This window comes from Kitasatospora sp. NPDC101157 (assembly GCF_044768255.1).
Taxonomy (GTDB): Bacteria; Actinomycetota; Actinomycetes; order Streptomycetales; family Streptomycetaceae; genus Kitasatospora.
Map to the genome: position 1 here is coordinate 321,163 of NZ_JBIWPL010000001.1, position 21,611 is coordinate 342,773.

General features: G+C 72.6%; 17 protein-coding genes and 2 pseudogenes. 12 read left to right on the forward strand and 7 right to left on the reverse strand.

Annotated elements, in window-relative coordinates; all coding sequences use genetic code 11:
- Window positions 1–9 precede the first annotated feature (9 nt).
- The 4 genes and pseudogenes from ACIRVF_RS01465 (at window position 10) to ACIRVF_RS01480 (ending at window position 4,451) form a co-directional block, all read left to right on the forward strand.
- On the forward strand, window positions 10–810 hold the full coding sequence (locus tag ACIRVF_RS01465) for an ABC transporter ATP-binding protein (protein ID WP_402812115.1): 801 nt from the start codon (window positions 10–12) through the stop codon (window positions 808–810).
- A gap of 304 nt (window positions 811–1,114) precedes the next feature.
- A pseudogene (locus ACIRVF_RS01470) lies at window positions 1,115–1,408 on the forward strand (response regulator transcription factor); the annotation flags it as partial.
- Between the two features lie 65 nt (window positions 1,409–1,473).
- Window positions 1,474–3,539 (forward strand): annotated as a pseudogene (locus ACIRVF_RS01475) (thioredoxin domain-containing protein).
- A 39-nt stretch (window positions 3,540–3,578) separates the two neighbouring features.
- Window positions 3,579–4,451 (forward strand): GNAT family N-acetyltransferase, encoded by an 873-nt coding sequence (locus ACIRVF_RS01480; RefSeq protein ID WP_402812116.1) that lies wholly within the window; start codon window positions 3,579–3,581, stop codon window positions 4,449–4,451.
- Between the two features lie 20 nt (window positions 4,452–4,471).
- On the opposite strand, the gene ACIRVF_RS01485 is transcribed toward ACIRVF_RS01480, so the two are convergent.
- The gene (locus ACIRVF_RS01485; RefSeq protein WP_402812119.1) at window positions 4,472–4,798 is read right to left on the reverse strand and encodes a hypothetical protein; all 327 of its coding nucleotides are present in this window, start codon (window positions 4,796–4,798) and stop codon (window positions 4,472–4,474) included.
- Window positions 4,799–4,922: 124 nt separating this feature from the next.
- Here ACIRVF_RS01485 and ACIRVF_RS01490 point away from each other — a divergent pair, with 124 nt between their 5' ends.
- Both ACIRVF_RS01490 and ACIRVF_RS01495 read left to right on the forward strand, forming a co-directional pair.
- Window positions 4,923–6,593, forward strand: a complete 1,671-nt coding sequence (locus ACIRVF_RS01490) for an alpha/beta hydrolase (protein ID WP_402812122.1) — start codon at window positions 4,923–4,925, stop codon at window positions 6,591–6,593.
- On the forward strand, window positions 6,590–7,207 hold the full coding sequence (locus ACIRVF_RS01495; protein ID WP_402812124.1) for a hypothetical protein: 618 nt from the start codon (window positions 6,590–6,592) through the stop codon (window positions 7,205–7,207). The genes ACIRVF_RS01490 and ACIRVF_RS01495 overlap by 4 nt, the downstream gene beginning before the upstream one ends.
- A gap of 9 nt (window positions 7,208–7,216) precedes the next feature.
- Here the strand turns inward: ACIRVF_RS01495 and ACIRVF_RS01500 are convergent, their stop codons facing one another.
- Window positions 7,217–8,143 carry a hypothetical protein gene (locus ACIRVF_RS01500; protein WP_402812944.1) on the reverse strand — a complete coding sequence of 309 codons (927 nt, stop codon included), beginning with the start codon at window positions 8,141–8,143 and terminating at the stop codon, window positions 7,217–7,219.
- A gap of 266 nt (window positions 8,144–8,409) precedes the next feature.
- Here ACIRVF_RS01500 and ACIRVF_RS01505 point away from each other — a divergent pair, with 266 nt between their 5' ends.
- Window positions 8,410–9,096 carry a papain-like cysteine protease family protein gene (locus tag ACIRVF_RS01505; RefSeq protein ID WP_402812126.1) on the forward strand — a complete coding sequence of 229 codons (687 nt, stop codon included), beginning with the start codon at window positions 8,410–8,412 and terminating at the stop codon, window positions 9,094–9,096.
- A gap of 8 nt (window positions 9,097–9,104) precedes the next feature.
- On the forward strand, window positions 9,105–10,070 hold the full coding sequence (locus ACIRVF_RS01510) for a hypothetical protein (RefSeq protein ID WP_402812128.1): 966 nt from the start codon (window positions 9,105–9,107) through the stop codon (window positions 10,068–10,070).
- A gap of 142 nt (window positions 10,071–10,212) precedes the next feature.
- Here ACIRVF_RS01510 and ACIRVF_RS01515 read toward each other — a convergent pair whose 3' ends face one another.
- Both ACIRVF_RS01515 and ACIRVF_RS01520 read right to left on the reverse strand, forming a co-directional pair.
- Complete coding sequence (locus ACIRVF_RS01515; protein ID WP_402812130.1) at window positions 10,213–10,884, reverse strand: TetR family transcriptional regulator; 672 nt, start codon at window positions 10,882–10,884, stop codon at window positions 10,213–10,215.
- Between the two features lie 8 nt (window positions 10,885–10,892).
- Window positions 10,893–12,479, reverse strand: coding sequence for an MFS transporter (locus ACIRVF_RS01520; protein WP_402812132.1), 1,587 nt, complete (start codon window positions 12,477–12,479; stop codon window positions 10,893–10,895).
- 309 nt (window positions 12,480–12,788) lie between these two features.
- Between ACIRVF_RS01520 and ACIRVF_RS01525 the strand changes: the two genes are divergently transcribed.
- The gene (locus tag ACIRVF_RS01525; RefSeq protein ID WP_402812135.1) at window positions 12,789–13,370 is read left to right on the forward strand and encodes a hypothetical protein; all 582 of its coding nucleotides are present in this window, start codon (window positions 12,789–12,791) and stop codon (window positions 13,368–13,370) included.
- Here ACIRVF_RS01525 and ACIRVF_RS01530 read toward each other — a convergent pair.
- Entirely contained in the window at window positions 13,341–14,033 is a 693-nt protein-coding gene (locus ACIRVF_RS01530; RefSeq protein WP_402812137.1) for a hemolysin III family protein, read from the reverse strand. The two genes, ACIRVF_RS01525 and ACIRVF_RS01530, sit on opposite strands and share 30 nt — an antisense overlap.
- 285 nt (window positions 14,034–14,318) lie before the next feature.
- Between ACIRVF_RS01530 and ACIRVF_RS01535 the strand changes: the two genes are divergently transcribed.
- Window positions 14,319–16,145, forward strand: a complete 1,827-nt coding sequence (locus ACIRVF_RS01535; RefSeq protein WP_402812140.1) for a phosphoenolpyruvate carboxykinase (GTP) — start codon at window positions 14,319–14,321, stop codon at window positions 16,143–16,145.
- A gap of 183 nt (window positions 16,146–16,328) precedes the next feature.
- On the opposite strand, the gene ACIRVF_RS01540 is transcribed toward ACIRVF_RS01535, so the two are convergent.
- Entirely contained in the window at window positions 16,329–17,543 is a 1,215-nt protein-coding gene (locus ACIRVF_RS01540) for a pyridoxal phosphate-dependent aminotransferase (protein ID WP_402812143.1), read from the reverse strand.
- Window positions 17,544–17,800: 257 nt separating this feature from the next.
- Here ACIRVF_RS01540 and ACIRVF_RS01545 point away from each other — a divergent pair, with 257 nt between their 5' ends.
- On the forward strand, window positions 17,801–18,517 hold the full coding sequence (locus ACIRVF_RS01545) for a prepilin peptidase (protein WP_402812145.1): 717 nt from the start codon (window positions 17,801–17,803) through the stop codon (window positions 18,515–18,517).
- A gap of 116 nt (window positions 18,518–18,633) precedes the next feature.
- Here the strand turns inward: ACIRVF_RS01545 and ACIRVF_RS01550 are convergent, their stop codons facing one another.
- Complete coding sequence (locus ACIRVF_RS01550; RefSeq protein ID WP_402812147.1) at window positions 18,634–20,217, reverse strand: chitinase; 1,584 nt, start codon at window positions 20,215–20,217, stop codon at window positions 18,634–18,636.
- 371 nt (window positions 20,218–20,588) lie between these two features.
- Here ACIRVF_RS01550 and ACIRVF_RS01555 point away from each other — a divergent pair, with 371 nt between their 5' ends.
- Complete coding sequence (locus ACIRVF_RS01555) at window positions 20,589–21,383, forward strand: isoprenyl transferase (RefSeq protein ID WP_402812150.1); 795 nt, start codon at window positions 20,589–20,591, stop codon at window positions 21,381–21,383.
- Window positions 21,384–21,611: the final 228 nt, after the last annotated feature.

Consider the following 21,611-nt stretch of genomic DNA (forward strand, 5'->3'; position numbering starts at 1 on the left):
AGCACCGCCATGACCGAAACCCCCTCCCGCCCCGGAGGCAGCCCCCGGACTGCCGCCACCCCTGCCGCGGTGGCCGTCGACCTGACCAAAGTGCACGGGACCGGAGATGCCCGGGTAGCGGCACTGGAACGGGTCTCGGTGGCTTTCCGGACCGGTGAGTTCGCGGCGATCATGGGCCCGTCCGGCTCCGGCAAGTCCACCCTGCTGCATTGCCTGGCCGGCCTGGAGTCATGCACCTCGGGTACGGTCCGGATCGGCGACGCCGACCTCACCCGGCTCACCGACCGTCGGCTCACCAAGCTCCGCCGTGACCACCTGGGCTTCGTCTTCCAGTCGTTCCACCTGATCCCCACCCTGACGGTGTTGGAGAACATCACCCTGCCGCTCGTCCTGGCCGGCCGCACCCCCGACCGGCAATGGCTGAGCACCGTGATCGACGCCGCCGGCCTCGGCCCGCGCCTGGCGCACCGCCCGGCCCAACTCTCCGGGGGCCAGCAGCAGCGAGTCGCCTGCGCTCGGGCATTGGCCGGCCGACCGCGGGTCGTCTTCGCCGACGAGCCGACCGGCAACCTGGACTCCCGCTCAGCCGCCGAGATCCTCCACCTGCTGCGTCGTTGTGTCCGTGAGCTCGGTCAGACCATCGTGATGGTCACCCACGACCCCATCGCGGCCGGCTACGCGGACCGGGTGGTCTTCCTCGCCGACGGCCGGATCGTCGACGAACTCGCCCCACCCACTCCCGACCAGGTGCTCCAGCGGATGCACACGTTCGACACCAACCTGGGAATCAGCCACTGGTCCGGGCCGTAGCCCCGGATGCGTGAGGACGAGGGCATGCCGAGCCGTCTCGGGGACGCGACATTGCCGTACCTGCTGCAGCATGCCGAGAATCCGGTCGACGCCGTTGGCCCGGGGACGTACCCCGCGTACATCCCCGGGGCGACGCGCCGGGCCGAGGCCACTGAATACGATCTCCGCATGGAAGCGGTACTCCAGCGTCTCTCGACGTCGAAGCGTGTGACCTGGTTGACGGCAAGGGCCGTGGTGCCGGCCACCGCCTGCCGACTTCGCCGGAACCTCCGCCACCCCCGCGGCCCCCGCACCGGACACCGAGCCCGCCCCGGACCCGCGTCCCACCGCGGACCCGAGTCCCCTCGCGGGGATCACCGACCGGGAGCGTGAGGTGCTGGCGCTGGTCGGACAGGGACTGTCGAACGGTGAGATAGCCGAGCGGCTGGTGATCAGCGCGGCGACGGCGAAGACGCATGTCGCGCGTCTGTTCGCCAAGCTCGAAGCCCGGGACCGCGTCCACCTGGCGATCATCGCCTTCGAGGCCGGACTCACGCTGCCGACGCCAACCGCGCCCCGGCCGAGCCGGACAGCCTCGCCGGATTCCCATCGGCACTGACGGACCCGGTCGGCGGAGTTGAGGATGGCGTAGGTCGACGGCCCGGATCGTGCGACGATGCCGGTATGAACCGACTCGCCAACGCGACGTCGCCGTACCTCCTCCAGCACGCTTCCAACCCGGTGGATTGGTGGCCATGGGGAGAGGAGGCGATCAATGAAGCCAAGCGGCGGGACGTGCCCATTCTCTTGAGTGTGGGCTATGCGTCCTGCCACTTAGGCTTCTGCTGATTCACTGGTGTCATGTGATGGCCCACGAAAGCTTCGAGGACGCCGGGCTCGCCGGGTACCTGAACGAACGGTTCGTCGCGGTCAAGGTGGACCGGGAGGAGCGGCCGGACGTCGACGCGGTGTACATGGAGGCCGTACAGGCGGCGACCGGGCAGGGCGGCTGGCCGATGACGGTCTTCCTCACGCCGGAGAAGGAGCCGTTCTACTTCGGCACCTACTTCCCGCCGCAGCCCCGGCACGGGATGCCGTCCTTCCGGCAGGTGCTGGAGGGCGTGGACGCGGCCTGGCGGGACCGGCGGCAGGAGGTCGGGGAGGTCGCCGGGCGGATCCGGGCCGACCTGGTCGAGCGGGCCGCCGTCTACTCGGCCGGTGCCCACCACCCGCCGGGCGACGCCGACCTGCACCAGGCGCTGGTCGCGCTCAGCCGGGAGTTCGACCAGACCCGCGGCGGCTTCGGCGGGGCGCCCAAGTTCCCGCCGGCCATGGTGGTCGAGTTCCTGCTGCGCCACCACGCCCGGACCGGTTCGGAGGCGGCGCTGGAGATGGCCGTCCGCACCGGCGAGGCGATGGCCCGCGGCGGCATCCACGACCAGCTCGGCGGCGGCTTCGCCCGGTACGCGGTGGACGCCGGCTGGGTGGTGCCGCACTTCGAGAAGATGCTGTACGACAACGCCCTGCTGCTGCGGGTCTACCTGCACCTGTGGCGGGCCACCGGCTCCGACCTCGCCCGCCGGGTCGCGCTGTCCACGGCCGACTTCCTGCTCCGCGAACTCCGCACGCCCGAGGGCGCGTTCGCCTCCGCCCTGGACGCCGACAGCCTGGACGAGGAGACCGGCTCCTCCACCGAGGGCGCCTACTACGTCTGGGAGCCTGGCCAGTTGGTCGACCTGCTCGGCCCCGCCGACGCGGCCACCGCTGCCCGGCTGTTCACCGTCACCGCCGACGGCACCTTCGAGCACGGCGCCTCCGTGCTCCAACTCCTCGCCGACCCGGAGGACTTCGCCGAGTACGAGGAGATCCGGCAGCGGATGTTCGAGGCGCGGGCGGCCCGGCCCGCGCCCGCCCGGGACGACAAGGTGGTCGCCGCCTGGAACGGCCTCGCCATCGCCGCGCTCGCCGAGACCGGCGCCCTGCTCGACCGCCCCGACCTCGTCGAGGCCGCCGAACGCGCCGCCGACCTGCTGCTCGCCGTCCACCTCACCCCCGACGGGCGGCTGCTGCGCACCTCCCGGGACGGCCGGCCCGGCACCAACGCCGGCGTCCTGGAGGACTACGCGGACACCGCCGAGGGCTTCCTCGCGCTGTACGCCGTCACCGGTGAGGCGGAGTGGCTCCAACTGGCGGGCGGACTGCTCGACACCGTGCTCAAGCACTTCACCGACGAGGCCTCCGGCGCCCTGTACGACACCGCCGACGACGCTGAGGAACTCATCCGCCGCCCCCAGGACCCGACCGACAACGCCACCCCCTCGGGCTGGACCGCCGCCGCCGGAGCCCTGCTCGGCTACGCCGCGTACACCGGCTCCGACCGACACCGCACGGCCGCCGAACGCGCCCTCGGCATCGTCGGCGCACTGGCCGGACGGGCCCCGCGGTTCATCGGCTGGGGCCTGGCCGTCGCCGAGGCGCTGCAGGACGGGCCGCGCGAGGTCGCCGTCGTCGGCCCCGCCGACGACCCGGCCACCGCCGCGCTGCGCCGAGCCGCGCTGCTGGGCACGGCGCCCGGGGCGGTGGTCGCGGTCGGCGCACCGGGGGAGGCCGCCGCCGAGGTGCCGCTGCTGGCGGACCGGCCGCTGGTCGGCGGCGCACCCGCCGCCTACGTCTGCCGGCACTTCACCTGCGAGGCGCCGACCACCGATCCCGCCGTGCTCGGTGCGCGGCTCGGGGTCGTACTCGAATAACCGTTGGCGGAAGGCCGTCGAGCGGGTCGAGGATGGGCCATGACCTGGACCCTCAGCACCTCGCTCGACGACTTCCGCAGCCGGGCGGACGCCTTCCTGGCCGCCCGCCCGGCCGAGAACACCGTCCTGATCACCATCGCCCACCGGCTCGCCGAGGCCGGGCTCGACGCGTTCGGGGAACGGCCGCCGGTCTTCGGCTGGTGGCAGGCCGAGCCGGACGGCCCGGTCGGGGGCGCCTTCCTCCGGACGCCGCCGTTCGCCCCGAGGCTCTCCACCATGCCGCAGGCCGCGGCCGCCGAACTGGCGCTCCGGCTGGCCGAAGCCGGACCCGGGTTCACCGAGGTCACCGGGGTCGGCGGGGGAGCGGAACAGGCCCGGGCCTTCGCCGAGGCCTGGACGGCCGCCACCGGCGCCGGTCAGTCCGTCCGCGTCGAGGAACGGCTCTACCGGCTCGGCGAGTTGACCGAACCGCCACGCCCGCCGGCCGGCCGCCACCGGCTCGCCGGCCCGGCCGACCGGGCACTGGCGATCCGGTGGTGGCAGGAGTTCCTGCTCGAAGTCAAGGTCCAAGCCCACGACGTGGCCCGGGCGGTGGACGACAGGATCGCGTCCGGCGGCCTCCACCTCTGGGAGGACGCCGGCACCCCCGTCGCCCTGGCCGGCAGCAGCCCGGTGCTCGCCGGGATGTCCCGCATCGGCCCCGTCTACACCCCCGCCGACCTCCGCGGCCGCGGCTACGCCAGCGCCGTGACGGCCGCCGCCTCCGCCCACGTCCTCGGACTGGGCGCCCAGGAGGTGCTGCTCTACACCGACCTCGGCAACCCGACCAGCAACTCCATCTACCAGCAGATCGGCTACCGGCCGGTGGAGGACTGCCTGGTGCTGGACTTCCAGGCGCGGCAGGGGGGTTAGGTGGTCAGGTGGTCAGGCGGTTAAGCGTCCTTGGTGAGATGGCCGCCGGTCACGCCGACCACCTTCGTCTCGAAGGGGTCGGAGACCGGCGGCGCGCCGGGCGGCGGCAGGTGGTCGGCGTTCCGGTAGCCCTGCGCACAGGTGATCAGGTGGCCCCCGGCCGTCTTCATGTCGGTCGAGAGCCCGTCGAGCAGGGTCTTCCACGCACTGCTGCACCCCGTCAACGCCGCTCCGCTCTGCCACCCGGCGAGGCCGGCGGCGGCCGTGCTGCTGGGCTCCGCCAGCTTCGCGGTCTCGTCGGGGACCTTCCCGGCGACGGTCAGCGCGTTGTTGCCGGCAGTGGTCAACTCGCCTGGCCTGACAGTGAATCCCGGATTCTGACCCATCGGTTCCCCCTGGCCTCCGTGTCGGCTGCGGACGCTATGGTAGCCGTGAGTGTCGTGGGGGACACAGGACACAGGGGGCTCGGAGATGGACATCGCAAGCCTGCGCGACGCGAAGTTGGCGGACCTCTACACGGCGGCGGGGGCGTACGACACGCTGGCCAAGGCGATGTCGCAGCATGCCGCGGACTGGAAGAGCGGGACCGCGGACCGGGTCCACGGGTCCCAGTGGACGGGGCCCACGGCCGATGCCGCGCTCCCGGTGCTGGACGGCCTGACCGGCAAGATGAGGGCGGCGACGACGGAGCTCGGCCTCATCGGCAAGGAGATGCGCGACTGCGCCGACGCCATGACGCTGGCCCAGGGCAGGCTCACCAATGCGCTGTCCGAGGCCCGGGCGAAGGGCTTCACGGTCAGCGACAACGGCGCCGTGAGCTGGCCGGCGTCGACCAACCCGTACCAGGCCCCGGACTGGGAGACCAAGCAGAAGACGGCTGCCGACGAGATCGGCAAGCAGATCGCCAAGGCGCTGTCCGACGCGGCCGAGGCCGACGGAGCCCTGACCGACACGCTCAACAAGTTCGCGGGGCACGCCAAGGACAAGTCGGGTCTGGACGAGAAGACGGCCGGTGCCGACGCGTACATGGACCAGTTCGGCGATGCGTCCAACCCGGCGTGGCGGTGGAGCATGCCCCTCAAGGACGCGCCGCCCACCGAGGTCAACTCCTGGTGGAAGGGGCTCGGCCCCCAGGGTCAGCAGTGGTACATCAGCCACCACCCGGAGGCGATCGGCAACCTTGACGGCATCCCGGCGGAGGTCCGGGACCAGGTGAACCGCAAGCACCTGGAGGACCTGATGAAGCCCATCAGGGGCAAGAAGCCGCAGGAGCTGGACGCATACGAGAAGGACCTGCTTGCGCGCTACGGGCCGATCGACGCCCGCCTCAGCGGCAGCAAGGGCGACCCGCCGATTTACCTGTTGGGCCTCGGCAGTGAGGGCCAGGGCCGGGCGGTCCTCTCGTTCGGGAACCCGGACACCGCGACCGACATCTCCGCCTACGTGCCGGGGATCACCACCACCATGGGCAGCCTCGGGCCGGGGGACAACGACGGCACCAACGAGGCGGAGAACGCGCTGAACCTCTACCGCGCCGCGAACGGTAAGGCTCCGGCCGGCCACTCCGTCGCCTCCGTCGTCTGGTTGGGGTACGACTCGCCGGGGATGGACTTCGGGGCCGCGTCGACGAAGGCCGGCAAGGACGGCGCCCCGGCGTACGCCCGGTTCATGAGCGGGGTGCGGGCGAGCCACGAGGGCGCTCAGCCGCCGCACGTCACGGCGGTCGGGCACAGCTACGGTTCGTACCTGGTCGGCCAGGCCACCAAGCTCGCCACCCAGCCGGGGTCGCACTACGTGCCCCCGGACGACGTGGTCTTCATCGGCAGCCCGGGCGTCGGCGTGGATAAGGCCGCTGACCTCAAGTTGCCCCCGGGCCACGTCTGGGTCGGTGCCGCCGACAACGACGTGGTGACGCACGCCCCGTCGAAGTTCAGCCTCGACCCGGACGAGCGTTGGTACGGACGGGACCCGTCGAGCAAGCACTTCGGCGCGAACCGCTTCACCGTCGACGACTGGAGCCGCGGCAACCCCATCGACGCGCACACCAAGTACCTGAACGGGCGCGGCGGGCCCTCGCTGGACAACATCGCGGCCGTGGTCACGGGCAGCGGGGGCGTCAAGCTGCAGGGGCAACGCGGGTGAAGCGGCCGCGACGCGCGCTGGGCTGCTCCGCGGTGGTGGCGGTCGTGCTGGCCACCGGGCTGGGTCTGTTCTACAACGGGTACGGGCCGATGGCGCTGAAAGACCGGGACAACGCCCGGCTGAGTCCCGGTGAGGCGAAGGCGGAGCTGGACGACACCCTGCAGGCGGCCATGGGGGCGGTCGTTCCGCCGCTGGCCTACACCGGCGGGTTCTACGCCGTGGACCGCGCGCCGGAGCACGCCGACGGCGAGCCGAGCCTGTTGTCCGGGGTCAGGGAAGCGGTCCTGGTGCGGACGAAGGTGGCCCCCGCGAAGGTGCCGGTACTGCTGGACCGGATGACGCAGTTTTGGGGCGGCGACTGCCGCCGGCCCGGTGGCTCCGACAACCTGGCGACGCAATACCCCGAGATGCACTGCTCCGGACGCGGTGACGCCCTGTTCACACTGTCGGTGATCGGTTCCTCGGCCGACTCGACCGTGCAGGTGGTGATGAGCGCGGAGGCGTTCGAGGTCCGCTACCAGCCCGAGAAGGACTACGGTGCCCCTCCGATCGGCGAACGGTCGACCGGGCAGCAGCTCGCCCCCGACGTCGACGACCCGTACTGGTCGCACTGACGGCACCCCTCACTCCCAGTCCCACCGGATCCCCAGGATGCACGGGCGTAACGCCGTTGCCACCAGGTGGACGCAGTGGTGGCCGTCGAGGGTCAACTCCTCGGTCTCGTAGGGGGTTTCGCCCGGGGAGTGGAGGGCGAAGCGGTGGCAGCGGACGGGGAGGGCGGCGGGGTGGAAGGTGATCTGGAGGACGTACTGGCCGGCGCCGGAGTTGAAGCCGCGGACGTACTCGCAGCTGGGGGCGGGGGAGGGGGCGTCGTCGAAGCCGTAGCCGAGGAGGTGGGTGTCGCCGGCGCGGAGGCGGCGGTCGAGGAGGAGTTCGGCGGCGAGGAGGTGGTGGGTGCGGTCGCGGCGGATGCGGCCGGGGCGGCAGTTCTCCTCGGCGCGGACGCCGACCCGGGTGATGTCGCTGCCCGGGTCGCCCTGGTACAGGGCGAGGTAGCGGTCGATGCCGTCGCGGTGGGCGCGCAGGGCGTGCTGGGAGTCGCGCCGGGCGACCTGGCGGTCGGGGCCGATCCGGACGCGTTCGATGTGGGTGATGGTGTGCAGGCCGGTGTCGCGGGGGCTGGCCAGGCTGGTGAGCAGGTGGTCGACGGCGGTGGCCGGGGAGATCAGGTCGCGGTACGGGCGTACCGGCGGTCCGACGGGGGCGGTGGCGCGGCGGGGGCCGAGGAGCCGGGTGAGGGAGTGTTCGGGCAGGTCGAGGACGTCTTCGAGGGCGGCGACGGCGCGCAGTGACTCGGGGCGTTCGGGGCGGCGTCGGCCCTGTTGCCAGTAACTGAGGCTGGTGAGACCGACGTTGACGCCGCGCAGCGCGAGGTGGCGGCGGATGCGGTGCAGGGCGAGGCCGCGGGCGGTGATGGCGGTGCGCAGGGCGAGGTGGAAGGGGCCGGTGCGCAGGGCGGCGGCGAGGTCGGCCGGTTCGCTTCGTTGGATGGCGGCCTCCTGGCTGGTACCGAGCGGGTGCGGACCTGCTTTTGACCGTGAATATTCACATCCGCGCGCCGGTTTGTCACCGGCCCGGGCGTCTCGCGCTGCGGTTTCCCGGGTGCCGTTCACATCCGGGCCGCTGCGTTCACACCGCGATCGGGCCCCGTCCAGGGCCGTTGACCAGCCACTGACAACGGCGCGATGCTCGGGGCGCGATCCGGACCGCACCCCCACACAGCACCACGCTCCATGTGCAAGGAGGCATCCCCCCTATGCCAGTTCCACGGATACGGCTGCGTCGTGCGGTCGCCGTGCTCGCCCTGGGTGTGCTGGGTCCGGCGCTCACCGCAGCGGCGACCACTCCCGCGGCCGCCACCACCGCCACCGCTCCCGCCACCGCCCCCGCCATCGCCCGGGACCGGGCCGCGCACCAGGTCCACCCGGCGGCGGCGCCCGGCAGTACGGCCGACCTCGCCGGCACGTACAAGAAGCTCAACATCACCATGCAGCAGCAACAGCAGACCAACTGGTGCTGGGCGGCGAGCGGCAACACCATCGCCACCTGGTTCGGCTACAACTACAGCCAGAACCAGTTCTGCAACGCCGCGTTCGGCCGCTCGACCGACTCCAGCTGCCCCAACAGCCAGGCGTCGCTGGCGGACGTGCAGAACGCGCTGGACTGGGTCGGCATCAACCCGGGCTCCTACGTCACCGGGTACCTGCGCTACAGCACCGTGCAGTCCGAGGTGGACGCCAACCGGCCGGTCGAGACGCGCATCCAGTGGAGCTCGGGCGGCGGGCACATGCACGTCCTGTACGGCTACGACACCGGTAACAACTGGGTCTACTGGGGCGACCCGTGGCCGTCCAACTACCGCTACAACTGGGCGGACTACTGGTACTACGTGAACAACGACACGTTCTCGTGGACCCACTCCCTGTACCGGATCGGCGCGTGAGGACGACCATGACCGAGCTCAGCAAGGCCCGTCGGGCGGCCGTCACCGCCGCCCTGCTCGCCGCCGGCCTCGCGCTGGTGACCGCCCAGGCCGCGCACGCCGACCCCGCAGCGCACGCCGACCCCGCGGCCCGGGGCGCCGCCTCCCAGGGCGCCCCCGCACCGGTGCCGGCCGACGACCTGGCCCGGGCCCACAGCGCCGTCCAGGGCGCCCCCGCACCGGTGCCGGCCGACGACCTGGCCCGGGCCCACAGCGCCGTCCAGGACCCGGCGGTGCTCGACAAGGTGGGCCACTTCTTCGCCCGCAAGGGCGTGCCGCCGACCCAGCAGCTGACCATCGGCGCCGCCGAGGAGGCGAAGGCGGCGCGGGACGCGGCGCCCCGCCTGGCCGGGGACACCGTGCCGGTCTTCACCCTGGACGCCGGTTTCGTGGCCGGCGACCCGGGCGCTCCGGTGGCGAAGGCCGAGTTCACGGCGAGCAAGGTGGTCGCGGCGGACGGGCAGACCGCCTCGGTCTGGACGGTCCGCCAGGGTGACGCCTGGCGGGTCGTCAACATCGCCTCCGGCGGCGACGAGAGCGACTACGCGGCGAAGGCGGCGGACGGCGGCGGTACGGCCTTCCGGGAACCGCAGGTCAACGCCTGGTACGTGCTGCGCGACGGCCGGGTGCTGCCGCTGGACGACGAGGCCCGGCGCTCGGTGGGCGTGGGCGGGGTGTCGCTGGCCGCGTACCAGGAGCTGGTGCACCAGCGGTACGGGGACAAGCTGCCCGGATCGGCGTACGACCGGGAGGGCAAGGGCGGCGGCTACCAACTGGGCGCCGCGGCGGACGCCGCACCCGGAGCCGCACCGCGGGCCGCGGCGGCCGACGACCCGGCGATCCCGGCCGTGACGGCGGCCGCGGCGCTGGGCGCCACCGCGCTGGCGGCCGCGGGCGTGGGCGCGGCGCTGCGGCGCAGGCGGGCGATCCGCTGACCGGGCGGAGACCCGTCGGGGCCCGGCTCACCGAGCCGGGCCCCGAACCGCCGCCGCGCCGGGGCGGACCCCGCGAACCCGCTCACACCCCGGCGAACCCGCTCGCACCCCGGCGAACCCGCTCGCACCCCGGCGAAACCGCTCACACCCCGGCGAACCCGCTCTCCAGCAGCGCGAAGGTGCGGTCGACCAGGTCGGCGATGTCCTCCCGGCCGTCGCCCGCGGCCCACTGGAGCACGGCCTCGGTGGTGGCGGCGCCGATGGCGGCGGCGGTGACCCGCATGGCGTACGTGGGCTCGTCGAGACCGGACCGCCGGGTGAGGACGTCGAGGTAGAGCTCGTGCGGGCTGTTGCCGGTCCGGAACAGCCCGGCGCGCAGCGCCGGGACCTGGGTGACCAGCCTCATCCGGGTCAGCAGTTCCTGGCGTTCGTGCTGGAGCAGGGTGCGGATCAGGCCGATGAGGGCCTCCCGACAGGACCGCAGGAACGGTTCGTCGGCCGGGCGGGCCATCAGGGCGGCGATCATCGCCGGGTCGTACTCGTCGGTGAGGACGAGGTCCTCCTTGGTGGCGAAGTACCGGAAGAAGGTGGAGGGGGAGACCTCGGCGGCGGCCGCGATCTGCTCCACGGTGGTGTTCTCGTAGCCCTGGTCGACGAACAGCCGGTACGCCTCGCGGCGCACGGTCTGCCGGGTCTTGAGCTTCTTGCGCTCGCGCAGCGACAGCGGCCCCTCCAGCAGCGCCTGGACCGGGTTGGTCGGGGCGTCCGGGAGGGCCGCGGTCGGCTGCTCGGTCTTGGTGTCCCCGATCTTCATGTCCCCGATTATCGGCGATCTCCGGCGGTGGTGGGCCGGGCGGCCGGTCCGGCCTCCGCCGTCTCCCCGCTCGCGGGCTCGGCGGCGGGCATCCGGGCGGCGACCAGCACCGCCGAGCCGACCGCGACCAGCCCGGCGACCAGCAGCACTACCGCCATGCCGTGCACGTACGCCGCGTGCGCGGCGGCGCCGAGCGCCGGCCGTCCGGTCTCCCGGGCGACGGCGTCGGCGGCGACCACCGACTTCGCGGCCCGGTGGGCCGCCTCGGTCGGCAGGTCGCCGGTGTCGAGTGCGCCCTGGTAGGCCCCGGCGAGCAGGCTGCCGAAGGCGGCGATCCCGATGGCGCCGCCGACCTGTCGCAGGGTCTGGAGCAGTCCTGAGCCGACACCCGCCCGGGCGGGCGGCAGGGTGATCAGGGCGGAGGACTGGGCGGTGATCAGCGACAGGCCCATGCCCACGCCGAGGACGGTGAGCCAGATCGCGGCCCGCCCGTACCCGTCGGAGCCGTCGGTACGGCTGCCGAACAGCAGCGCGGCGCCGAGCAGGGCCAGGCCGAGGGTGATCACCGCGCGGGCGCCGATCCGGGTCACCAGCGGCTCGGTGAACCTGGCGGCGGCCATCAGCCCGAGCATCATCGGCATCAGCCGCAGCCCGGAGCCGAGGGCGTCGGTGCCGAGCACGCTCTGGAAGTAGAGCGGCAGGACGAAGAAGGCGCCGAACAGGACGAGCGAGATCAGCGTGGCGGCGACCGAGGACCAGCGGAAGGTCGGGTCGGCGAGCAGGGTGAGGTCGAGCATCGGGTCGCGTCGGCGGCGGCTGCGCAGCACCAGTGCGGTGAGCAGGAGGACCGAGCCGATCAGGGTGGCGAGCACCAGTGGGTCGGTCCAGCCGCGGTCGGCGCCCTCGATGATGCCGTAGGTGAGCGCGCCGAGCCCGGTGGCGGCGAGCGCGGTGCCGGGCAGGTCCATCCGGGGCGCGGCGGGGTTGCGGCTCTCGGGCAGCAGCAGGACGCAGGCGACGACGCCGATCACGGTCAGCGGGACGTTGACGGCGAAGACCGAGCCCCACCAGAAGTGCTGGAGCAGCAGGCCGCCGATCAGTGGTCCGAGCGGAGCGCCGCCGGCGATGGCGGCGGTGAGGATCGCGGTGGCCCGGCGCCGTTCGCCGGCCGGGAAGATCGCGGGGATCACCGCGAGCGACATCGGCATGACGAGCGCCCCGGCCAGGCCCATCGCTGCGCGGGCGGCGACCAGGGTGCCGGGGGAGTCGGTGAGCATCCCGACGCCGGAGGCGAGCCCGAACAGGGCGAGGCCGGCGGTGAGGGTGCGGCGGCGGCCGTAGCGGTCGCCGAGCAGGCCGGCCGGGAGCATGACGGCGGCGAAGACCAGCGTGTAGGCGTCGACGATCCACTGCTGCTGCCCGGTGGTGGCCTGCAGCTGTGCGGCCAGGGTGGGCAGCGCGACGTTGAGGATCGTCATGTCGAAGCTGATCACCAGGACGCTCAGGGCGACGGCGACCAGGGCGAGCCGGCGACGCGGGTCGGCGGGCGCGCCGGTGAGGTCGGGAGCGGGGGGCGTGGGCGGAGCGGCGGACATGGCGGCCTCCAGGGCCCGGATTCGAAAGTCTCTGTCAAATGACAGTAACTATCAAAAGCGAGCGGCCGTCAATGCGGGTTCGTGTGTCGATGTGATGACCGTGGGTGATGTGTCCTGGAAGTGCTGCTTCCGCACGAGGAATTGACGCAACGTTGATCTGTCGTTCGCCGCCTCGGGGCGGTGCCGGGTGACTGTCGGTCGATACCATGTGGCAATCGGTCAGTGCTGGCCGGACGCGTGCCGAGAGCGGAGAAGGGGTGGGGCGGCAGGAGCCGACCACGAGCCCGGCGCCGGGAAAGGGGAGCCGAAGTGGCCGACAGTGACGACAGGCGGGCGAGTGCCCAGGTGTGGGGCGCGGCCGTGGTGGTGGGTTCCGCGCTGGCCGTGGTCGCGGCCTATCTGATCAACGGTGCCCCGCTGGTCCTGGTGGTCGCCGGGATCGAGACGCTGCTGGTCATGGTGTACGTCGGCCGCCGGTGGCGCGCGCTGCACCGGCAGGCGTCCCCGGCCGGGCACCGGCCGCGGCGCGGCATCCCGGATGCCGCCCACTGCGAGCGCTGCCGCCGGGCCCGGGAGGCGCTGGACGCCCGCCAGGCGCGCGCCGTGCGTTCGGAGACCGCCGCGGAGCTGCCGGGGGTGCCGACTCCGTCGGAGCCGGCGGGCGCGGAGGCGGCCGGAACCGCGGACGCGGCGGGGGCCGCCGACGCCGCGAGCTCCCCCCGGTCGGAGCCCGCCGCCGCCGACCACCCGTCGTACCCCCGCCGCCCGCAGGGCCGGGCCCCGTACGAGCGGCCCTGGACGGCCGAACGGGCGGCCGCCCGGTCCGTGGACCGGTCGACCGCCCGTCGGGGTGCGCCGGGTTCAGCCGGCCGCGCTGTACGCCACCAGTGAGACGCCGACGTACTGGACGATGAAGGCGCCGAGGGTGAAGGCGTGGAACACCTCGTGGAAGCCGAACCAGCGCGGTGAGGGGTTGGGCCGCTTGAGCCCGTACACCACGCCGCCGATGCTGTAGAGCACTCCGCCGACGATCATCAGCACCAGCACGGCGACCCCGCCGGTGCGCAGGAAGTCCGGCAGGAAGAACGCGGCGGCCCAGCCCAGCGCGATGTACACGGGCGTGTACAGCCAGCGCGGCGCGCCGACCCAGAACACCCGGAACGCTATTCCGGCCAGCGCCCCGCCCCAGGCGACCCAGAGCAGCAGCTGCTGGTCGGCGCCCTTGAGCAGCAGGATCGTGAACGGCGTGTAGGTGCCCGCGATGATCAGGAAGATGTTGGCGTGGTCCAGCCGCCGCAGTACGGCGTCCCCGCGCGGGCCCCAGTCGAAGCGGTGGTACACGGCGCTGACCCCGAACAGCAGCCAGGCGCTGACCGAGTAGATCGCGCAGGCGACCTTGGCCGGCGTGGAGTCGGCCAGGCAGATCAGCACGATGCCGGCGGCGACGGTGGCGGGGAACATCCCGGCGTGCAGCCAGCCGCGCCACTTCGGCTTGCCCTCCCGGTCCTGGACCGGGTCCTCCCCAATGCTCTCCGCGAGCACAGCAGCAGTCATGGGCAGCATGCTACCGGCTACCTACGGAACCGTAGGTTACTGGCGCGTACGGAAGTGGCGATCATCACTCTTGGACGTTTTGGAGCATTTGAAGTGTGGCGCCGCGCACTCCGGCTCGGACGTGATCGACCTGTTACTGGCTAGTAATCGTACTTTCCGTAGTAAAAGATGCGTCAATTTCGCCTCGGTGCCGCGTTCGGGCCCCGGGGCCGGAGCTACGCTGCAAGCACCCTCAGACCCCCGCAACGCCGTCTCCTCGACGAGACGGCGTGAAACGGAGCGATCGTGTCGTACGAGATCTCTGCTCTCAGCGCATCCGCGCCCACCCGCCACAAGCAGCTGCTCGCTTGGGTGAGCGAGATCGCCGAGCTCACCCAGCCGGACCGCATCGAGTGGTGCGACGGGTCCGACGAGGAGTACCAGCGCCTCGCGGACCTGCTGGTGGCTCAGGGCACCTTCAGGAAGCTGAACGAGGAGAAGCGCCCCAACTCCTACTACGCCGCCTCGGACCCTTCGGACGTGGCGCGCGTCGAGGACCGCACGTTCATCTGTTCCGAGCAGGAGAAGGACGCCGGCCCGACCAACAACTGGAAGGCCCCCGCCGAGATGCGGGAGCTCTTCCAGGGCGAGCAGGGCCTGTTCCGCGGCGCGATGAAGGGCCGCACGATGTACGTCGTGCCCTTCTCGATGGGGCCGGTCGGCTCCCCGCTGGCCGCGTACGGCGTCGAGATCACCGACTCCGCCTACGTCGCCGTGTCGATGCGCGTGATGACCCGCATGGGCCGGGCCGTGCTCGACCAGCTCGGCGAGGACGGGGAGTTCGTCAAGGCCGTGCACACCCTCGGCGCCCCGCTGGCCGAGGGCCAGGCGGACGTGCCGTGGCCGTGCAACAGCACCAAGTACATCTCGCACTTCCCGGAGACCAAGGAGATCTGGTCCTTCGGTTCCGGCTACGGCGGCAACGCCCTGCTGGGCAAGAAGTGCTACGCGCTGCGCATCGCCTCGACCATGGCCCGCGACGAGGGCTGGCTGGCCGAGCACATGCTGATCCTGAAGCTCACCCCGCCGTCCGGCGAGGTCAAGTACGTCGCGGCCGCCTTCCCGTCGGCCTGCGGCAAGACCAACCTGGCCATGCTCCAGCCGACCATCCCGGGCTGGAAGGTCGAGACCATCGGCGACGACATCGCCTGGATGCGCTTCGGCGCGGACGGCCGCCTGTACGCCATCAACCCCGAGGCCGGCTTCTTCGGCGTCGCCCCCGGCACCGGCGTGGACACCAACGCCAACGCCATCGACACCCTCTGGGGCAACACCGTCTTCACCAACGTCGCCCTCACCGACGACGGCGACGTGTGGTGGGAGGGCCTCACCGAGGAGCCCCCGGCGCACCTCACCGACTGGCGCGGCAACGACTGGACCCCCGAGTCCGGCACCCCGGCCGCCCACCCGAACGCCCGCTTCGCCGTCCCGGCCGCGCAGTGCCCGACCATCGCCCCGGAGTGGGAGGACCCGGCGGGCGTGCCGATCTCGGCGATCCTGTTCGGTGGCCGCCGCGCCACCGCCGTCCCGCTGGTGACCGAGTCCTTCGACTGGCAGCACGGCGTCTTCCTGGGTGCCAACATCGCCTCCGAGAAGACCGCCGCCGCCGAGGGCACCGTCGGCGAACTGCGCCGCGACCCGTTCGCGATGCTGCCGTTCTGCGGCTACAACATGGGCGACTACTTCGCCCACTGGCTGAAGATCGGCGCCGAGGCGGACGCCGCCAAGCTGCCGAAGATCTACTACGTCAACTGGTTCCGCAAGAACGCCGAGGGCAAGTTCGTCTGGCCCGGCTACGGCGAGAACAGCCGCGTGCTCAAGTGGATCGTCGAGCGCCTGGAGGGCACCGCCGAGGGTGTCGAGACCCCGATCGGCGTGCTGCCGAAGGTCGAGGGCTTCGACCTGGGTGACCTGAAGCTGTCCGAGGAGGACCTCGCCCTGCTCTTCACCGTGGACGCCGACATCTGGCGCCAGGAGGCCGCGCTCGTGCCGGCCCACCTGGAGCTGTTCGGCGACCACACCCCGAAGGAGCTGTGGGACGAGTACCGGAGCCTGGTCGCGCGACTCGGCTGAGCCTGAGCCTCAGCCGAGCGAGAGGTCGGCGCGCGGCACGAACCGCGCGCCGGCCGAGTGACGGGACGGCCGGAGTTCCGCCGGGTGGTCTTTCCCCGACCAAGGAGACCACCCGGGCCGGGACTCCGGCCGTAGTGTTTCCCCCTCCGCGGCGGGGGTCAGGGCTGGGAGTAGCCGCCGGGGTCAGGGCTGGGAGTAGCCGCTGAGGAAGTCGCCGATCCGGGTCACCGCTTCGGTGATCTCCTCCGGCCGGGGCAGCGTGACCAGCCGGAAGTGGTCCGGTTCGGGCCAGTTGAAGCCGGTGCCCTGGACCAGCAGGATGCGCTGGGAGCGCAGCAGGTCCAGCACCATCTGGGCGTCGTCCTTGATCTTGTAGACCTTCGGGTCCAGCCGGGGGAAGGCGTAGAGCGCACCCTTCGGCTTGACGCAGCTCACCCCCGGGATCTGGTTCAGCAGCTCGTACGCGGCGTCGCGCGAGGCGAGCAGCCGGCCGCCGGGCAGTACCAGGTCCTTGATCGACTGCCGTCCGCCGAGCGCGGCGGCCACCGCGTGCTGGGCGGGCATGTTGGCGCACAGTCGCATCGAGGCGAGCACGGTCAGGCCCTCGATGTAGCTGTGGGCGCGCTGGCGGTCGCCGGAGAGCACCATCCAGCCGGAGCGGAAGCCCGCGACCCGGTACGACTTGGACAGTCCGTTGAAGGTGACGCAGAAGAGGTCCGGGGCCAGGGTGGCCAGCGGGACGTGCTCGGCGCCGTCGTAGAGGATCTTGTCGTAGATCTCGTCCGCGTAGACCACCAGCTTGTTCCGGCGGGCGATCTCGACGATGCCCTCCAGCACCTCACGGGGGTAGACCGCGCCGGTCGGGTTGTTCGGGTTGATCACCACGATGGCCCTGGTCCGGTCGGTCACCTTGGCCTCGATGTCGGCGAGGTCCGGGTACCACTCGGCCTGCTCGTCGCAGCGGTAGTGCACCGCGGTGCCGCCGGCCAGCGAGACCGAGGCGGTCCACAGCGGATAGTCCGGCGCCGGGACGAGCACCTCGTCGCCGTCGTCCAGCAGCGCGGTCATGGCCAGCTGGATCAGCTCGGAGACGCCGTTGCCGAGGAAGACGTCGTCGACGGAGAGTCCGTGCAGCCCGCGCTCCTCGTAGTGCATGACCACCGCGCGGCGGGCCGCGAGCAGGCCCTTGGAGTCGCCGTAGCCGTGCGCGTTCGCGAGGTTGCGCAGGATGTCCTGGAGGATCTCCGGGGGCGCCTCGAAACCGAAGGTGGCCGGGTTGCCGGTGTTGAGCTTGAGGATGCGGTGGCCCTGTTCCTCCAGCCGCATCGCCTCGTCGAGAACCGGGCCGCGGATGTCGTAGCAGACATTGGCGAGCTTGCTGGACTGGATGACCTGCATGCCTGCCTACTTTAGGGGCACGCCGGGGCTCCGCGTCGCGCATCCGGGAGACGGCCCGTGGTACCCCGAAGGCCCTCCTTGGATCGGCAGGCGCCAAGATCGATCGGCCTTCCGAACCGGTGGCCCGGTGCCCGGAATGCTCGCCTGTGCGAGGAACGCGACCGGTTTCCCGTCCGGAACGAGACGGAGGGCACACCACTGGGCCGCCGCGGACGGGAAGATGGGCCCCGGTGCGTCGACGACGAGGGGGTGGGCCGGTGGTGGTGGTCGTGTCCGGGGCGGTGCTGGTCGGGCTCCTGCTGGCTCCGCTGCTGCGCGGGCTGATCGCCCGCTTCGCCGTGCCCGAGGGCGAACCCTGGTGCGAGGCCTGCCCGTTGTGCGGCCGGACGGTCGGGCGGCTGCTGCCGCCGACCGGCCGCTGCCCGGGCTGCCGGGGCCGCCTCGGCGCCGGTGCCGGGGCGGTGGAGGCGGTCGCGGCGGCGGTGGCGGTCGCGGTGGCGTGCGCGGCGGACGGGCCGCAGACCGCGGCGCTCGCCTGGGCGGGCGCGCTCGGCGTGGCGCTCGGCTTCACGGACGGGCGGGTGCGCCGGCTGCCGTACCGGCTGAGCGTGCCGCTGCTGGCCGGGGTGGCCGCCCTGCTGGCGGTGGCGGCCCTGGCCGAGGGGCGCCCGGGGGTGCTGCTGCGCTGCCTGCTGGTCGCGCTGACCGTCGGGGCGCTGCTCGAAGTCGCCGTCCAGATCGGCGCGTTGGGCCCCGGCGACTCCCCGCTCGGGCTCGCTCTGGGCGGGCTGCTCGGCTGGTACGGCTGGTGGGTCGCGATCGGCGGCCTGTTCGCCGCGGTGGTGCTCGCCGGGCTCTGGGGCACCCTGCGGGCCGCCGCCCTGCTGGTCCGCCGGCGCCCGTGGCGCGGGGTCGAAGTCCCGGTCGGCCCGTTCCTGCTGCTCGGCGCGCTCGCCGCGGTGCTCGCCCGGTGAGCGGATGACGGAAGGGGCCCGCCGTACCGGCACCGGTACGGCGGGCCCCTTCGTCGGCGCGCCGGGCCCCACCCTCAAGGGGCGGCGCGCCGAAGGGGGTCACACCCGGGAGACGCTCACGGCATCTTGTGGACGAACGGGCCGACCGCGTTCGAGAACGCGTTGCCGTTGTTGGCGTCCCAGTTGGTGGACCAGGTCATCGCGCCCCGGATGGTGGGCCACTTGGCCGGCGGCACGAAGCTCCCGCAGTTGTTGCCGGTGGCCAGGCAGTTGAGCGCGTTGTTCACCACCGACGGGTCGACGTAGCCGCCGCCGGCCGCCCGGCTGGAGGCGGGGACGCCGATGCCGACCTGGTCGGGCCGCAGGCCGCCCTGGATGTGGGTGCAGACCTGCGAGGTGATGAAGTCGATCGTGCCCTGGTTGTAGACCTTGCCGTCGCAGCCGTTCATGCCGCCCGAGTTGTAGAACTGGGTGTTGACGACGGTCAGGATGTCCTTGGTGTTCAGGGCCAGCTGGAAGTAGGCGCCGGAGGTGCTGTACATCCCGATGGTCTCGGGGGCCATGGTCAGCACGAAGCCGGGGCCGGCCTTGGCCTGGAGGGCGTGCAGCGCGTTGCCGAGCGGGCCGGGCTGGACGCCGTTCTCCAGGTCGACGTCGATGCCGTCGAAGCCGTAGTCCTTGAGGATCGCGTAGGCGCTGTTGGCGAAGTTCGCCCCGGCGGTGGCGTCGCCGACGCTGATCGCGCCGTTCTGGCCGCCGATGGAGAGGACGACCTTCTTGCCGGCCGCCTGCTTGGCCTTGATGTCGGCGCGGAACTGGGCGTCGGTGTAGCCGCCGAGGGCCTTGGACAGGCCCGGGTCCAGGGTGAAGCTGATCGCGCCGGTCTGGGTCGGCACGGCGTCGGCGAAGGAGACCGCGATGATGTCGTACGCGTTCTGCACGTCGCTCAGGCGCTGCGGGGTCGAGCCGTTGTCGAAGTTCTGCCAGTAGCCGGTGACCACGTGCGCGGGCAGGCCGGTGGCCGGCGGGGTGGTCGGGGTCGAGGTCGGCGTGGCCGTCGGGGTGGGCGTCGGCGTCGCGGTCTGGGTGGGCGTCGCGGTGGCGGTGGCCGTCGGCGTCGGGGTCGGCGTCCGGGTGGGGGTGGCCGTCGGCGAGGGGGTGGAGGTGCCGCCCGGGCCGATCAGCGCCACGTCGTCGGCGAGGTAGGCGCCCTGCCCGTACCAGCCGTGAAGGTAGACGGTGACGCTGGTGGTGTTCGCCCCGGTGGTGAAGCCGGTGGACAGCTGGTTCCAGCCGGCCTGGTTCGACCAGGTGGACGGGTCGGTGCCGCCGGTGCCGCGCGCGCCGAGGTAGACGTACGGGCCCTGCACCCAGGCGCTCAGTGTGTAGGCGGTGTTGGGCAGCACGCTGATCGTCTGGGAGCACTCGGCGGTGTCGCCCGCACCCGGGGCGGCCTGCAGCGCTCCGCTGCCGGAGTGGACCGGCGAGGAGACCGCGGTCGCGCCGCCGGTGCAGGACCAGCCGCCCAGCCCGCTCTCGAAGCCGCCGTTGGTGACCAGGTTGCCGACCGCCGCACTGGCGCCGCCGGCGAAGAGGGCGAGGCCGCCGCCGGCCAGGGCGAGGGCGGTGGCACCGGCCGCGAGGGCCGGGAGGGGGCTGCGCCGGCGCTTGTGCGCGGGCGCGTTCGGCGTACGGTCCATGGGTGACGCTCCTGGGGAAGGAGCGGCCGCCGCGGTGGGGGGCGCGGCGGCCGCGTGTGGGGGAGGGGTCCGCAGGTGACTCGACGGGGCGGCCGGTTCCGTTCCGCCCCGGGTCAAAAGCTGGACTAGACCATTACCGGTCGTCAAGCATCGGAAGACCGGCTTACGGCTCCCTTAAGGATTCGGAGACCGTTCCGTGTCCCCGCCCGGAGGCCCGCCCGGCAGGCCGCGACACGCCCGTCGCGACAGACTTCGTACAGGACCGTGACCAGACCGCTACCTGGGGCTTTACCGTGCGCCTGCGCGCCGGAGTAGGCTGCGCCGGGGCGGTGACGCACCAGCCTGAACGAGTACGGAGGGGCCGGGAAACCATGGGTCTGCGCGATGTCGCCGAACGGACGCCGGGGCTGCGCACCCTGCTGGGCGGGATGTACGGACTCTACGGCCGCCGGGTCGAGGTCCACCTCGCGCGCACCCCGCACCACATCGGCGTGATCCTCGACGGCAACCGCCGCTGGGCCAAGGCCACCGGCGGCTCCACCGCGTACGGCCACCAGCGCGGCGCCGACAAGATCAGCGAGTTCCTCGGCTGGTGCGACGAGACCCACGTCAAGGTCGTCACCCTGTGGATGCTCTCCACCGACAACCTGGACCGCCCGGCCGACGAGCTGGTCCCGCTGCTCGGCATCATCGAGGACGCCGTCACCGGCCTGGCCGCCGCCCGCCGCTGGAAGATCAACCCGGTCGGCGCGCTGGACCTGCTCCCGCAGCACACCGCCGACGTGCTCAAGCGCGCCGCCGAGGAGACCGCCGGGATCGACGGGATCACCGTCAACGTCGCGGTCGGCTACGGCGGCCGGCACGAGATCGCCGACGCCGTGCGCTCGCTGCTCCAGGAGCACGCCGGGCGCGGCACCCCGATCGAGGAACTCGCCGAGATCCTGACCGTCGAGCACATCTCCGAGCACCTCTACACCGCCAACCAGCCCGACCCGGACCTGATCATCCGCACCTCGGGCGAGCAGCGGCTGTCCGGATTCCTGCTCTGGCAGAGCGCCCACAGCGAGTTCTACTTCTGCGAGGCGTACTGGCCGGCCTTCCGCAAGGTCGACTTCCTGCGCGCGCTGCGCGCCTTCGAGCAGCGGCACCGGCGGATGGGTCTCTGACCCCTGATCGGGAGCCGCCCGGGACGGCTCCGGGGCGGGCCCGGGCTGCGTCCGGGGTGCATCCGGGGTGGATCCGGGTGGAATGACCGCCGTAGGCCTGGCCTACCCGGGCCGCGCGCGAGGCCAAACGTTCACCGGCAATGATCCGTCAGTTCGCCGGGGGCGCGAATGCACCGCTCCCCGCCTGGGAATACTCCAGGCAGTCCGGCCCCGAGGCCACCGGGGCAG